The sequence below is a fragment of the Streptomyces sp. NPDC000880 genome, from assembly GCF_053599675.1.
In genome coordinates this window covers 74,294-87,593 of sequence record NZ_JBSFMS010000003.1, presented here as the reverse complement: position 1 = coordinate 87,593, position 13,300 = coordinate 74,294, and the positions used below count along the sequence as shown (strand labels likewise).

9 protein-coding genes and 8 pseudogenes are annotated in these 13,300 nt (G+C 70.3%); 7 read left to right on the top strand and 10 right to left on the bottom strand.

Annotation, left to right across the window (positions count from 1 at the left end; translation table 11 throughout):
* The first annotated feature begins 1 nt into the window (after window position 1).
* On the top strand, window positions 2–1,582 hold the full coding sequence (locus tag ACWDO5_RS02075; RefSeq protein ID WP_450527588.1) for an ankyrin repeat domain-containing protein: 1,581 nt from the start codon (window positions 2–4) through the stop codon (window positions 1,580–1,582).
* Between the two features lie 154 nt (window positions 1,583–1,736).
* Here ACWDO5_RS02075 and ACWDO5_RS02070 read toward each other — a convergent pair.
* Window positions 1,737–1,961: pseudogene (locus ACWDO5_RS02070) on the bottom strand (ribonuclease domain-containing protein); the annotation flags it as partial.
* Window positions 1,962–2,076: 115 nt separating this feature from the next.
* Window positions 2,077–2,622 (bottom strand): annotated as a pseudogene (locus ACWDO5_RS02065) (SDR family NAD(P)-dependent oxidoreductase); the annotation flags it as partial.
* Between ACWDO5_RS02065 and ACWDO5_RS02060 the strand changes: the two are divergent.
* The 5 genes and pseudogenes from ACWDO5_RS02060 to ACWDO5_RS02040 all read left to right on the top strand — a co-directional run.
* Window positions 2,622–3,017: pseudogene (locus tag ACWDO5_RS02060) on the top strand (enoyl-CoA hydratase-related protein); the annotation flags it as partial. The pseudogenes ACWDO5_RS02065 and ACWDO5_RS02060 sit on opposite strands and share 1 nt — an antisense overlap.
* Window positions 3,014–3,207: pseudogene (locus ACWDO5_RS02055) on the top strand (CoA-transferase); the annotation flags it as partial. The pseudogenes ACWDO5_RS02060 and ACWDO5_RS02055, both read left to right, overlap by 4 nt.
* A pseudogene (locus ACWDO5_RS02050) lies at window positions 3,187–3,381 on the top strand (nitronate monooxygenase); the annotation flags it as partial. The pseudogenes ACWDO5_RS02055 and ACWDO5_RS02050, both read left to right, overlap by 21 nt.
* Before the next feature lie 124 nt (window positions 3,382–3,505).
* Complete coding sequence (locus ACWDO5_RS02045) at window positions 3,506–3,712, top strand: hypothetical protein (protein ID WP_450527587.1); 207 nt, start codon at window positions 3,506–3,508, stop codon at window positions 3,710–3,712.
* A gap of 242 nt (window positions 3,713–3,954) precedes the next feature.
* Window positions 3,955–6,771: a SpoIIE family protein phosphatase gene (locus ACWDO5_RS02040; protein ID WP_450527586.1), complete on the top strand. Its 2,817-nt coding sequence runs from the start codon at window positions 3,955–3,957 to the stop codon at window positions 6,769–6,771.
* Window positions 6,772–7,053: 282 nt separating this feature from the next.
* Here ACWDO5_RS02040 and ACWDO5_RS02035 read toward each other — a convergent pair whose 3' ends face one another.
* From ACWDO5_RS02035 to ACWDO5_RS02015, 5 genes and pseudogenes are all read right to left on the bottom strand, one after another.
* On the bottom strand, window positions 7,054–8,586 hold the full coding sequence (locus ACWDO5_RS02035) for a DEAD/DEAH box helicase (protein ID WP_450527585.1): 1,533 nt from the start codon (window positions 8,584–8,586) through the stop codon (window positions 7,054–7,056).
* 93 nt (window positions 8,587–8,679) lie between these two features.
* Complete coding sequence (locus ACWDO5_RS02030) at window positions 8,680–8,883, bottom strand: cold-shock protein (RefSeq protein WP_003969786.1); 204 nt, start codon at window positions 8,881–8,883, stop codon at window positions 8,680–8,682.
* A 197-nt stretch (window positions 8,884–9,080) separates the two neighbouring features.
* Entirely contained in the window at window positions 9,081–10,238 is a 1,158-nt protein-coding gene (locus ACWDO5_RS02025; protein WP_450527583.1) for an acetyl-CoA C-acetyltransferase, read from the bottom strand.
* 17 nt (window positions 10,239–10,255) lie between these two features.
* A pseudogene (locus ACWDO5_RS02020) lies at window positions 10,256–10,874 on the bottom strand (TetR/AcrR family transcriptional regulator).
* A 15-nt stretch (window positions 10,875–10,889) separates the two neighbouring features.
* A pseudogene (locus ACWDO5_RS02015) lies at window positions 10,890–11,042 on the bottom strand (SDR family oxidoreductase); the annotation flags it as partial.
* 2 nt (window positions 11,043–11,044) lie between these two features.
* On the opposite strand from ACWDO5_RS02015, the pseudogene ACWDO5_RS02010 reads away from it, so the two are divergent.
* Window positions 11,045–11,248: pseudogene (locus tag ACWDO5_RS02010) on the top strand (acyl-CoA dehydrogenase family protein); the annotation flags it as partial.
* A 1-nt stretch (window position 11,249) separates the two neighbouring features.
* On the opposite strand, the gene ACWDO5_RS02005 reads toward ACWDO5_RS02010, so the two are convergent.
* The 3 genes from ACWDO5_RS02005 to ACWDO5_RS01995 all read right to left on the bottom strand — a co-directional run bounded on the left by ACWDO5_RS02005 (window position 11,250) and on the right by ACWDO5_RS01995 (window position 13,127).
* Window positions 11,250–11,723, bottom strand: coding sequence for a pyridoxamine 5'-phosphate oxidase family protein (locus ACWDO5_RS02005; protein ID WP_450527581.1), 474 nt, complete (start codon window positions 11,721–11,723; stop codon window positions 11,250–11,252).
* A gap of 124 nt (window positions 11,724–11,847) precedes the next feature.
* On the bottom strand, window positions 11,848–12,411 hold the full coding sequence (locus ACWDO5_RS02000; RefSeq protein WP_450527579.1) for a HutD/Ves family protein: 564 nt from the start codon (window positions 12,409–12,411) through the stop codon (window positions 11,848–11,850).
* On the bottom strand, window positions 12,408–13,127 hold the full coding sequence (locus ACWDO5_RS01995) for a vWA domain-containing protein (protein WP_450527577.1): 720 nt from the start codon (window positions 13,125–13,127) through the stop codon (window positions 12,408–12,410). The genes ACWDO5_RS02000 and ACWDO5_RS01995 overlap by 4 nt, the downstream gene beginning before the upstream one ends.
* Window positions 13,128–13,300: the final 173 nt, after the last annotated feature.

The window sequence follows — 13,300 nt, the reverse complement described above, 5'->3', positions numbered from 1 at the left end:
TATGACAAAAGAGCCGGCGGCGAAAGTCCGCGCGCTGTTCGAGGCGGTGCACAGCGGCGCGGACGACGCCGTCGTGGGGCTGCTGAGGGCCGGGGTTCCCGCAGATGTGACCGATGAGGACGGGCAGACCCCGCTCTATCTGGCGGCGGTGAGCGACGAAGTCGGGATCGTCAGGGTGCTGCTGGCCGCAGGGGCCGATCCCGGGCGCCCGAGCGGCCCCGAGAGCGGGGACCTGCCGCTGTGCGGGGCCTCGGTCGGCGGGCACACCGAGGTGGTACGAGCCCTGCTCGCCGCGGGCGCACAGCCCGACCAGCAGGAGGCGTACGGCTTCACGGCGCTGCGGTGGGCGGTGACGCAGGGCCACGCCGCGACCGCGTGGGCGCTGCTCGAGTACGGCGCCGGCCCCGACCTGCCGGGCCCCGGCGGCGAGCAGCCGCTGGTGCTGGCCGCCCGCCGCGGCTCCCCGTCGACCGTACGGGCCCTGCTGTGGCACGGCGCCGCCGCAAAGGAGGCGGCACTCGCGGAGGCCCGACAGTGGCTCGTACGGGATGTGGAGCGGGAACTGCGCGAGGGGCTGCTCCGTACGTTCGCGAAGGACGAGGGGTACGAAGCGGTGGCGCACCGGATCGAGGAGGACGGCGGGGTGACCGTCGTCGTCGAGCTACTGCGGGACGGCACGCTGTTCGCGGGCAATGAGCAGCAGACCGGCCACGCGGCGATCGTCACGCTGCTCGAAGGGGAGTTGGGGGTCCGGACGCCGTACGCGGAGCTCGCCGATCGGGCCCTGCGCTGCGGTGACCCCGGGCAGGACGACTGGATCGAGTCGGTGTTGGCGCTGTGGGGCCGCGGCGACGAGGAGACCTTCCAGGCGGCGTCCGCGTGGTGCGCGAGCGACGACCCGATGCGGCAGGCTTTCGCGGCGGATGTGCTGGCGCAACTGGGCTTCGCGAGCCCGGGTTCTGGTTCGGGATCGCGTTCGGGGTCGGGGTCGGGTTCGACGGATCCGGGTGAGTCGGCCGGAGCGGCCCCCCGGCGGCCGTTCGCCGCCCGCGCGCTGCCCCTGCTGCGCGAGCTGTCCCGCGAGGCGCGGGAGCCCGAGCTGATCCAGGCGGTCGTCCTGGGGCTCGGGCACCACGGGGACGCGGCCGCGCTGCCGGAGATCCTGCGGCATGCCGGCCACCCGGACGCGGAGGTGCGCAACCAGGTGGCGCTCTCGCTGTTCGGGCTTGTGCCGGGCGACCACGCGGAGGGCATCGAGGCGCTGATCGCGCTGAGCCGGGACGCGGACGCCCATGTCAGGGACTGGGCGACCACGGCCCTCGCGGCTGTGGACGCCGATACGGCCGAGATCCGCGAGGCGCTGGCGGAGCGGCTCGGCGACCGCGACGTGGAGACCGCCGCGGAGGCGGCCCGAGGCCTGGCGGTACGTCAGGATCCGCGTGCCGCATCGGCGTTGGCGCGGATTCTCGCGAACGAGAGCCCGGACGGGTACGCCCGCGAGACGGCCGCCGATGCCGTACGCCACGTACACAACGAGAAGCTCAGGCGGCGCCTCGAACAGACCCCGCCGCGCCACCGCTGACCCAACGGCGCGCAGCCTCAGCCACCCGGGCCCGGCGCGAACAGAGCCCCCGCGCTGCCGGCCGCCCAAGGGGCGCAGCCTCAGCCGGCCCGGGCCCGGCGCGAACAGACCTCGCCTCCGCCGGCGGGGCTCAGCGGAGCCGGAGCGCGCCGGTGCCCTCGCGGTTCTGGAAGACCGTGCCGTCCTGGGGGTAGGGGTACGGCCCGCCCGACTCGATCAGATCGAGCGTGTCGTGCGCCTGCGAGGGGAGGTCGGAGTAGCAGATGTCACCGACTGCGGCCGCGGTCGTGGGGGTGGCCGTGGCCTGACCGCCGATGAGGAGAGTCGAGACAAGGGCGGCGATGCCACCGAGGGTGGCGATTCGTGGGGGGATTCGCATACGCACTATTGATGCGCGTAGAACTTGACGGGTCAACGTCAACTGGGCGGAATTTCCCGGAAGTTAACCGGGTCGGGGGCGGGCGGTGTACGACCTTCACCTGTTGTCCGCGCGGCTATCGCACCCCGTACACAGGCTGCGGCGGCTCCGCCTCGGTCAGCAGCTTCATCGCCGCGACGCCCGCCTCGGCGGGGGTCCAGCGCGTGCCCTTGTCGGCGGTGGGTCCCGGCCGCCAGCCCTCCATGACGGTGATGCGCCCGCCCTCAGCCTCGAAGACGCGACCGGTCACGCCGGCGCTGTCGGCCGAGCCGAGCCGGACGACGAGCGGCGAGACGTCCTCGGGCAGGGCGGCGAGTCCGGTGAAGGTCGCCTCGGTCATACGCGTACGGGCCGCCGGTGCGATGGCGTTGACCTGGACTCCGTACCGGCCCATCTCGGCCGATGCGACCAGCGTGAGGCCGGTGATCCCGGCCTTGGCTGCGGCGTAGTTGCCCTGGCCGACGCTGCCCAACAGTCCCGCACCCGAGGTGGTGTTGACGACCCGGGCGGCCACCGGCCGTCCCGCCTTGGCCTCGGCACACCAGTGCGCGGCGGCATGCCTGAGGGGCAGGAAGTGGCCCTTCAGATGCACCCGCATCACGGCGTCCCGGTCGTCCTCGTCCGGAGCTGGACCGCGGCGCACTCGGCGCGGCCACCCACCTCGCCCGGCTCGTCCCCCAGCATCTGATGCGCGCGCTGTACTACACCTCGCGCACCGCGACCGCACAGGAGCTGCACGCCCACGGCTCGGTCTGGAAGGTCGTCCCGCGTGCCGAACTGGCCGATGCGGCACTGGAGTTGGCGCGGGAGATCGCCCGGAAGGACGGCTGCCTCATCCGGCTGGCCAAGGCCGCCATCAATGGCATCGACCCCGTCGACGTACGCCGCAGCTACCGCTTCGAGCAGGGCTTCACCTTCGAGGCCAACCTCAGCGGGGTCGCCGACCGCGTCCGCGACACCTTCGGCAAGGACCCCCTCGGCGAGGACCCCCTCGGCAAGGAGGACCAGCAGGCGTGACCGACAAGACGATGACACCCGAAGAGGTCGTGGGCCACCTTCGCAGCGGCATGACAATCGGCATCGGCGGCTGGGGTTCGCGCCGTAAGCCCATGGCACTGGTGCGGGCACTGCTCCGCTCCGGGATCACTGATCTCACCGTTGTCTCCTACGGCGGCCCGACATCGGCCTCCTGGCCGCCGCCGGCCGGAACACCCCCGTGCTCCTCAAGGCGTCCATGGTCGAGGGCCGCACCGACCTGGGCGTGATGGCCTCGGGGCAGGTCGCCGGGCTGATCGAGGACTTCCCCAGCTGTGCGGAGCTCGTCGCCCGGGTGATGTCCGAGGCCCGGCACGTGCTCGGCACCCTATCCGTCCCAGAGTGATCCGGGCTTCGAGGTCAGGCCTCGCGGTCGGGCTTGGCGGCGCTCGCCGGGTATCGGCCGACGCGATCCGGGCCCTGACCGGCAGCGGCGAGGCGGAGCCGTCGACCCCGGGGATCTGCTCGCCGTGGCGTCCCTGGCCGTGATGCCGTTCCTGTCCGCCGCCCGCGCCGCGCCGGCCTGGTCGTGGGCCGACCCGATCACCGCGCTGGGGATCGCCGGCGTCGCGGTCAAGGAGGGCCGCGACGCCTGGCGGGGTGAGGCCCGCTGCACCGTCCCGGTTCGCCACGGCGTCCCCGCTGGGCACTCCGGCGTGACACAGGACCAAAAGTAGTATATTAAAGGCGGTAAAAATCCGTTCGAGTGTGGTATGCGGTCCCGTTCCTCGGGACGGATCGGTGATCAGAGGCGACAGAGCGCTGATGAACAGGCCGACCCAATCTTCGGACCCCCGAGACGGATCCGCGTCCCGTTGCCGCGGAAGCCAACCACGAAATTCCCACCTACTGGGGGCAGACCATAAGTGATGCCTTGTACGCCGCCGGGCCGGAGGCCCTAGCGGCTCGGTTGCGTCTGATGTCCGTCACGGATGCCGCTGAGCCGCTCGCACTGGCACTCCAGCACACCGTGTCGGTCCTCAATGTCCTGGGAGGCGCCATCCACCTCCTCGAACCCCACCATTCCCGGCTGAGTCTGCTGGCCATGGCAGGCCTGCCCCCGGCGTTCGCCGAAGCCTGGAACCGGGTGCCCGCGGACCAGGATCTCCCCCAGGCGGTAGCCGTGCGGAGCGGCTGCCCGGTGGGGCCACTTGACGTCTCCGGCGCGTTCGGCAGCAGCAGCCCACTCCCTGGTGCGGTCGGCCCCCTCGCCCCCCGTGTCCTGGTCCTCCCACTGGGGCCACGGGCTGCCCCGGTGGGAACACTGTCGATGCTGATCGAGCATGGGAACGCTTTTGACGACGCCAGGGCCTCCCTCACGGAGGTGGCGGGCCTGCTGGGCGGCCACCTCGCAGGGCTGACCCAAAGTGAGGACCGGACGACAGGAAACACTCGGTCCGGACCCGGCGAAGCGCCGGGACCGATGCTGGACGCAGCCCAGGTGGGCACATTCGACTGGGACATCCGCACCGGTCACTTCCTCGCCGACGAGCGTTCCTGCCGGATCTACGGCGTGAACCCGGAAACCTTCGACTCCAGGGTCGAGACCTGGATGCAGATGGTGCACCCGGACGACCTCCCCCTGATCTCGTTGCCCATGGTCGCGTTCGGCAGCTACGACTGCGAGTACCGGATCATCCGTCCGGACGGTGACACGCGCTGGGTACGGTCCAACGGCCTGGTTCTGCCCGGCCCCGATGAGCAGCCGGGTCGTGCGGTGGGGACGTTGTACGACAACACCGGCAGTCACGCGACCGGGGACGGGAACGCATACGCGCTGAAGCGTCCGACCGACGGCGTGTTCGTGACGGACGGCGACGGGCGGATCATCTACGTCAATGTCCAGGCCGAGGGCATCCTCCGGACTTCCCGTAGTGACCTGCTGGGACGAATACTGTGGACGGCCGTTCCACACATCGGAGAGCCCAGCCTTGAGGCCCGCTGCCGCGAGGCCGCCGCTACCGGGGTGCGGATGGAATTCGACGTGCACGTCCAGACCGTCGGTACCTGGTACCGCTTTCGGATCAATCCGCATGCCAGTGGCCTGACCCTGTCGTTGAGCGACATCACCGAAGCGCGGCTGCGCGGGGCGGAGCGGGTCCGGGTCGAGCACGCGGCCGCGCTGCGCACCAACCGGACCCAGCAACTGACCTCGGCGCTCTCGGAGGCAGTCACCGTGAAGGATGTCGTCGGCGCTGTCGGCGATCATCTCCTCACGCCCTTCGGAGCGACGGGACTGGCCGTTCAGACCCTGGAGGGGGGCCGCCTGCACACGGTCGGCTCCGCCGGTTACTCAGCGAGTTTCCTGGCCTTGCTCGAGGAATCTCCGGTGACCGAGCTGTCGCCGACTTCCGACTCGTTGCGCGCCCGCACTCCGATCTTCATAGGCTCGGCCAGCGATTATGGCCGCCGCTATCCCCACCTGAACTGGCGGATCGGGCCCTCGGCCATGCAGGCCTGGGCCTTCCTGCCTTTGGTCGCCTCCGACAGGCCCATCGGCTGCTGCATCATCGCCTTCCCGGAGCCTCACGAACTCGATGAGGACGAGCGCACGCTGCTCGCCGCGCTGAGCGGACTGGTCGCACATGCCCTGGAACGGGCCAGGCTCTACGACGCCGAGCACGCCCGGGCCGTAGAACTGCAGCGCGGCCTGCTTCCCCAGGTCCTCCCGCAGCCGCCTGGCATGACTACAGCGGTCCGCTACCTGCCTGCCGGTGAAGGTATGGAGGTCGGCGGCGACTGGTATGACGTGATCCCGCTCTCCAGCGACCGAGTGGCCCTGATCATCGGCGACGTGATGGGGCACGGCCTCTCCGAAGCAGCGACGATGGGCCGGCTCCGTACCGCGGTGTATACACTCGCGGATCTGGAATTGACGCCCGACGACCTGCTCACCCGTCTCAACGAGCTGGTCGCACGCCTCGGTGAGGACTTCTACGCCACCTTCCTGTACGCCGTCTACGACCCTGCGACCCACACCGCGACCTTCGCGCGGGCCGGGCATCCGCCCCCGGTGCTCGTCCGCCCGGATGGAGCCATCGACATCCTCGACCTGCCGAACAATCCGCCCCTCGGTGTGGGGAACCCGCCGTTCGAGACGGCCGAGCTGGAGCTGCCCGACAACAGCCTGCTCGCCTTTTACACCGACGGACTGGTGGAAACCCGCAGCCGGGACATCGAGAGCGGGATCAGCAGGCTGGCCATGGCCCTCACCAACGCCTTGGCCGACCCCCTTGCGGGTACCGAGACCGCTCCCGGGCTCGACCACCTGTGCCACACCCTGACCACCGCGCTGACCTCCCCGCACGATGCCGAGGATGATGCCGTCCTGCTCCTCGCCAGGCCACAGGCCCTGTCTCCCAAGCAGGTCGCCGCCTGGCTGCTGCCCGACGGCCCCATCGCCGCCGGCCAGGCACGGTCCCTGGCCACCGCACAGCTGACGGCCTGGGGGCTGGAGCCCCTGATCGACATCACCGAACTGATTGTGAGCGAACTGGTCACCAACGCCGTCCGCTACGGCCGGGGGCCGGTCCGGCTCCGTCTGCTGCGCAGCCGGCACCTGATTTGCGAGGTGTCCGACGGCAGCGCCACCACCCCCCGGGTCCTGCGGGCCGCCGAGACCGACGAGGGCGGACGCGGACTGGCCATGGTGACCCTGCTTGCCCATCGCTGGGGTACCCGGCACAGCGCCCACGGCAAGACCATATGGGCGGAACAGCCCATACCACCCATGTAGAAACATTGATGACATGGGCAGGCAAATGCCCTCCGAGTGCGCTGGGCCGGCGGTTCGCCGGTAGATCGAGGCTGACGCACGGGCCCCGGGGCTCACAGCCCCGGGGCGAAGCCCCGAAATCCAGCCCCACCGACACCTGAGCCGCAGGCCCCGGGGCGAAGCCCGAAATCCAGCCCCGCGGGGGTCCCCCGGACGGAGTCTGGGGGAGTTTGAGGCGCGGGGTCTGGGGCGGAGCCCCAGGGGAACGCCCGCAGTCGGCGCTCGCCCCGCCCCGTCAGCGCACTAAACCGCAGTGCGGCGGCCCCCCTGAGCCCCGCCCGCCGCGCCACGCCCCGGGCGGCCGGCCTGCCCCCCGCGGCGGCCGCGGGTGCGGGCGCCGGCCGCGGTGCCCGACTGGGCGCCGCCGCGGCCGCCCTGGCCGGGGACCTGGGCGCGGCGGCGCTGCGGCCGCTGCTGGACGACCGGCTGCGGCACCTCGATCGTGACCGCGACCCCCGACGGCTCGCGCGCCCCGGTGAGACGGCTGAGCTCGTCGTCGCTCGACTTGATCCTCGCCGTGCGCGGGTTGATGCCCGCGTCCGCCATCAGCCGGGTCATCTCACGCCGCTGCTCGGGCAGCACCAGCGTCACGACGCTGCCGGACTCGCCCGCCCGCGCGGTGCGCCCACCGCGGTGCAGGTAGTCCTTGTGGTCGACAGGCGGATCGACGTTCACGACCAGGTCGAGATCGTCGACATGGATGCCACGGGCCGCCACGTTCGTCGCGACCAGCGCGGTGACCTGCCCGTTCTTGAACTGGTCGAGCGTGCGGTTGCGCTGCGGCTGCGAGCGGCCGCCGTGCAGGGCGGCCGCACGTACGCCACTGGCGAGCAGCCTCTTGGCGAACCGGTCGGCGCCGCGCTTGGTGTCCACAAAGAGGATCACCCGTCCGTCGCGCGCCGCGATACGCACGGCCACGGCCTTCTTGTCCGTCTCGTCCGCCACGTGCAGCACATGGTGCTCCATCGTGGTGACCGCGCCCGCGGACGGGTCGACGGAGTGCACGACGGGGTCGGTGAGGAACATCCGTACGAGCCGGTCGATGTTCTTGTCCAGCGTCGCCGAGAACAGCATCCGCTGACCGTCCGCCTCGACCTGCTTGAGCAGCGCCGTGACCTGCGGCATGAAGCCCATGTCGGCCATCTGGTCAGCCTCGTCGAGGACGGTGATCGCCACCCGGTCGAGCACGCAGTCGCCGCGCTCGATCAGGTCCTTGAGCCGCCCGGGCGTGGCCACGAGCACCTCGGCGCCGCGCCGCAGCGCGCCCGACTGCTTGCTGATCGACAGCCCGCCGACGACCGTCGCCAGCCGCAGCTGCACGGAGGTCGCGTACGGCGAAAGCGCGTCGGTGACCTGCTGCGCGAGCTCACGCGTCGGTACGAGGACGAGCGCGAGCGGCGCCCGCGGCTCGGCGCGCCGGCCCGCGGTGCGGGCGAGCAGCGCGAGCCCGAAGGCGAGGGTCTTGCCGGAGCCGGTGCGCCCGCGGCCCAGAATGTCTCGGCCGGCGAGGGAGTTCGGCAGGGTCGCGGCCTGGATCGGGAAGGGCTCGGTCACGCCCTGCGCCGCGAGGGTCTTCAGCAGGGCGGCCGGCATGTCCAGCTCGTCGAACGCCTCGACGGCGGGCAGCGCGGGGGTGATGGTTTCCGGCAGCGTGAATTCCTGCGGGGGCGCCACCTTGCGGGCGGGAGCCTTGCCGGAACCCTTCACTGGGCCCGTGGCGCGGGAATTGACCGGGCGCTTTCGGGTCGGGCGGGCCGGGCGTTCGGAGCGAGTCATGCGGATATTGCCCTCCTGGGCATGTGAGACAGCACAAGCCGGGGCCCGCACCTTCACGGTGCGGGCCCCGGCTGCGAGGTTCGCGTCCAGCTATTAGGCCGGGACGATGTTCTCCGCCTGCGGGCCCTTCTGGCCCTGCGTGACGTCGAAGGAAACCTTCTGGCCCTCCTGGAGCTCGCGGAAGCCCGAGGTGGCGATGTTCGAGTAGTGAGCGAAGACGTCGGCGCCGCCGCCGTCCTGCTCAATGAAGCCGAAGCCCTTTTCCGAGTTGAACCACTTCACGGTTCCAGTAGCCATGTCATTCTCCTAAAACAGGGGCAAGCCGGAAACCCACACCTCGTGAGTTTCCTGTCGCGATATTGAGCCCCATCCGGAGAAGCCGGAAACAATAATGTGCGCCTGAGGAAGCATTCCCGTCAGGCGCACATAAAGTTCATGGGTACCAAAACTGCAACGCCCTCACGGTAGCACGCCCGCGCCGAAAAGGCTCGTGTTCACAGCCGTTCGATGATCGTGACGTTGGCCTGGCCTCCCCCTTCACACATCGTTTGCAGTCCGTACCGGCCTCCCGTGCGCTCCAGTTCATGCAGCAGCGTCGTCATCAGCTTCACGCCCGTGGCGCCCAGAGGATGGCCCAGGGCGATCGCGCCGCCGTTCACATTGACCTTGTCCGGGTCCGCGCCGGTCTCCTTCAGCCAGGCGAGCACCACGGGCGCGAAGGCCTCGTTGATCTCGACCAGGTCGATGTCGTCGATGGACATACCGGTCTTCTTGAGCGCGTACGCCGTCGCCGGGATCGGCGCCGACAGCATCCGGATCGGGTCCTCGCCCCGTACGGAGAGATGGTGGATCCGGGCCCGCGGGGTGAGACCGTGCTCGGCCACGGCCCGCTCGCTCGCGATCAGCATCGCCGCCGCGCCGTCCGAGACCTGCGAGGAGCACGCGGCCGTGATGGTGCCGCCCTCCAGGACCGGCTTCAGGGCCGCCATCTTCTCCAGTGTCGTGTCGCGCCGCGGACCCTCGTCGACCGTTACGTCTCCGTACGCCACGAGCTCCCGCTCGAAGCGGCCCTCGTCGATCGCACGAACCGCACGCCGGTGGGAAGTGAGCGCGAACACCTCCATGTCGCGCCGCGAGATCCCCCACTTCTCCGCGATCAGCTGCGCACCGTGGAACTGGTTGACCGGCGCTTCGCCGTACCTGGCCCGCCATCCCTCGCTGCCCGCGAACGGGCCTTCGGCCAGTCCGAGCGGCTCGGCGGCCTGCCGTGACGCGAACGCGATGGGGATCTGCGTCATGTTCTGGGTGCCGCCGGCGACGACCAGGTCCTGGGTGCCCGAGAGCACGCTTTGCGCCGCGAAGTGCACGGCCTGCTGCGACGACCCGCACTGGCGGTCGATCGTCACACCCGGGACCTCTTCGGGCAGTCCCGCCGCCAGCCATGCCGTACGGGCGATGTCGCCGGCCTGCGGGCCCACCGTGTCCAGGCAGCCGAAGACGACGTCCTCGACGGCGGACGGATCGACTCCGGAGCGTGCGACCAAGGCCTTCAGTACATGCGCGCCCAGGTCCGCCGGGTGGACCTGGGCAAGGCCGCCCCTGCGCCTGCCCACCGGGGTGCGAACCGCTTCGACTATGTAGGCCTCAACCATGACAACTCCTCAGTCGGTTACGTACGTACGGCGATCCCGTCCAGCACCATCGACAGGTACTGCCGGGCGATCTCCTCGGGGCTGTGCTGCCCGCCCGGCCGGTACCAGGAGGCGGCGACCCACACCGTGTCGCGCACGAACCGGTAGGTGAGCCGGATGTCCGGGTCGGCGCGGAAGACCCGGTCCGCGACGCCGCGCTCCAGCGTCCCCGAGCCACGCCTTCTCGAACTTCTGCTGCGAGTCGGTGAGGTAGTGGAAGCGGGGCTGCGCCGCCAGGTGCCTGGACTCCTTCTGGTAGATCGCGACGGCGGCGCGGTGCCGGTCGATCTCCCGGAAGGACTCGGTGACGAGGGCCTCGATGGTCTCCCTGGGCCCGAGCCCGGCGGCGAGCACGGCGTCGTAGCCCTGCCAGAGCTCGTCGAGGAAGGTGGAGAGGATCTCGTCGAGGATCGATTCCTTGGAATCGAAGTGGTAGTAGAGGCTGCCGGCGAGCATTCCCGCCTGGTCCGCGATCTTGCGGACGGTGGTGGCGTTGTACCCCTGGGCGGCGAACACCTCGGCGGCGGTGTCGAGGAGCTCGCGGCGGCGCTCGGGCGAGGCGGTCACCTGGGTCTTCTTCTTGCTGTTTGTCGGCACCTGACCATTCTCGTCCTATGCATGCCGGCTGCTGACGGAGAGGACCTCGCCGGTCAGATACGAGGAGTAGCCGCTGGTCAGGAAGACGATGGCGTTGGCGATCTCCCACGGTTCGGCATACCGGCCGAAGTCCTCCTTGGCGGTCAGCTCCTGAAGCAGTTCGGCCGATACCCATGGACGGCGCCGACATCGCCGCGGCCAAGGTCACCGCCGGTGAGGCCGCGTACGCCGCCGCCCGCACCGCGCTCCAGCTGCACGGCGCGGTCGGCTACACCGACGAGCTCGACCTCTCGCTCTGGCTGCGCAAGGCGCGTCCGCTGCGCGACGCCTGGGGCACCCCCGCCCAGTGCCGGGCGCGGGTGCTCGCCGGCTGACTCAGCGACGCCGCTGCGTGCGGACGGCCGCGCCCGGCCGCCAGGCCCGTACGACCAGTTCCTCGCCGTCGACGTACGTCTGCACCACCTCGCCCAGCTCCACCCGGAACAGATGGAACGGCTCCGGCGGCTTGACCTCCACCGTGAACCGGCCGATCACCTCGGGATCGGTCACCTCCACCGCGCGGCCGCCGATCCGTACATCGCCGCCGTCCATGGAGTCGTCGGAGCCCGGGTTCGTGTGGATCGCGAAGCGCGGATCGCGCTGGAGGTCCTGCGCCTTACGGGAGTACGGCATCATGCCGAGCCACAGCTCACCGAAGCGGAAGTCCACTTCGAGGCCGGTCACCCGCGGGGACCCGTCCTTGCGCAGGGTGGCCAGGACATGATGCTTGTACTGCTGGAATCGCTTCTGAACGGACTCGGCGAAGGCCGGCTCGGCCGCCTGGAAATCTGCCCACGTGGAAGAGGTCATAAGCCCATCGAACCGTGGAAACCCGACACCTTCTGTCGGGTTTCACAGCCAAGCACCGGCTCGGATGCCGTTTCGGGGCGGAAGGTGCACAACTACCGGGTACGTACCCGGAGCGGAGACCCGCTCACTCGCCCGACAGCGTGACCACCACCGCGAACCCCTGCGTCCGGAGCACACCTGGCGACTCGCCCGTCGCCAACACCGCGTCGTAGCACCCGAGTTCGATGCCCGCCCCATCGAGCACAGCGCCGTCCTCAATCGCTACGGCCAGGACCGCCCCGCCCTCGGGGACCATGAGCCGGACGGTGCCGCGCACGACTGCGGTCTCCGCTTCCGTATGCCCCCTGCGATACATCACGTTGAAGTTCACGACGGGCCCGTCGAGGAGACGGCCATCCGTCTCCAAGTCCCCGGGGAAGTCGTGAGGCCAGTACTGCTCGTCGACGATGTGGTGCTCGCCGCCCACCATGAGGTCCATCCCGGCGCCCTCGACCACGGTCAGGGTGCGGTCGATGCCGGGGAACGCGGAGAACGGTCCGTCCGCGCCGACATCCGCGAGGCTGATCCGCCAGTCGAAGGTGTCCGTCCCCGCGCCCTCGGGCGAGACGGCGATCTCGCGGGTGACGCCGCCGCCGTTCTGCCAGGGGATGGCCGTACGGTCCGCCGCCCTGAGCACCCGTACCGTCATCGCACGATCCCCTGCGTGCGGGCCGCGGCCAGCCAGAGGGGGAATTCGGCGACCAGCCGGTCGTACAGCTCCGCATCCGGGACCTGCCGCGGGTCGAGTCCGGCGTGGAAGAAGCCCGCGTTGTCGACGGCGCGCTTGGCGGGCACGGCGAGTTCGTCGAGCTTGTGCAGGAAGTCGAACTGCGAGCTGCGCTTGTTGCCGAAGCCGATGAACTGCCAGAACAGCGGCAGCTTCGCCGCCTTGCACAGATAGCGCTCGGCGGCGAGCTTGCTGATCGGACCGCCGTCCGTCTGGAAGACGACGAGCGCGGGGGCGGTCGAGCCGCTGTCGATGTAGTGGTCGATGACGGCGTCCATGGCCAGGTGGTAGCTGGTCTTCCCCATGTGCCCGAGGCCCGCAACGATCTCGTCGACCCGTCCGCGGTGGTTCTCCAGGGCGATGTCCGTGACCGCGTCGATGTCCGTGGAGAAGAAGACGACGGGCACCCGGCCGTCGTCGTCGAGATGGGCCGACAGCCCGAGCACCCGGTCGGCGAGGGCCTGGACGCTGCCGTCCTTGTAGTAGTCCTTCATGGAGCCGGAGTAGTCGAGCACCAGATAGACGGCCGCATGCTCCCCGCTCAGCCGGTGCTTCTCCAGACAGGCACCCGCGCTCTTGTAGAGGCTGACGAGCGCGGGCGCGGTCTCCTCGACCTTACGGAGGCTGATGGCCGCCATGCGGGGCTCCGTTCGTGCAATGGGACGGGGCGGATGGGGAGGTCGAGATTACGTCACACGAGGAGGAACTTCCCCTGCCGATGGGGCAGGTGAGGTAGCAGTTGAGGCCGCCTGCCCCGACACCGTGCACGTTCGGGACTCCAAGGACAAGCAGTCCTCAGCTTGCGCTCTCC

What these genes read in the sequence shown, in the direction of transcription:
- ACWDO5_RS02075 (WP_450527588.1), top strand. Translation starts at nt 2, where the DNA reads ATGACAAAAGAGCCGGCGGCGAAAGTCCGCGCGCTGTTCGAGGCGGTG.
- ACWDO5_RS02035 (WP_450527585.1), bottom strand. Translation starts at nt 8,586, where the DNA reads ATGACTCGCTCCGAACGCCCGGCCCGCCCGACCCGAAAGCGCCCGGTC.
- ACWDO5_RS02025 (WP_450527583.1), bottom strand. Translation starts at nt 10,238, where the DNA reads ATGGTTGAGGCCTACATAGTCGAAGCGGTTCGCACCCCGGTGGGCAGG.
- ACWDO5_RS02030 (WP_003969786.1), bottom strand. Translation starts at nt 8,883, where the DNA reads ATGGCTACTGGAACCGTGAAGTGGTTCAACTCGGAAAAGGGCTTCGGC.
- ACWDO5_RS02005 (WP_450527581.1), bottom strand. Translation starts at nt 11,723, where the DNA reads ATGACCTCTTCCACGTGGGCAGATTTCCAGGCGGCCGAGCCGGCCTTC.
- ACWDO5_RS01995 (WP_450527577.1), bottom strand. Translation starts at nt 13,127, where the DNA reads ATGGCGGCCATCAGCCTCCGTAAGGTCGAGGAGACCGCGCCCGCGCTC.
- ACWDO5_RS02040 (WP_450527586.1), top strand. Translation starts at nt 3,955, where the DNA reads ATGTCCGTCACGGATGCCGCTGAGCCGCTCGCACTGGCACTCCAGCAC.
- ACWDO5_RS02000 (WP_450527579.1), bottom strand. Translation starts at nt 12,411, where the DNA reads ATGACGGTACGGGTGCTCAGGGCGGCGGACCGTACGGCCATCCCCTGG.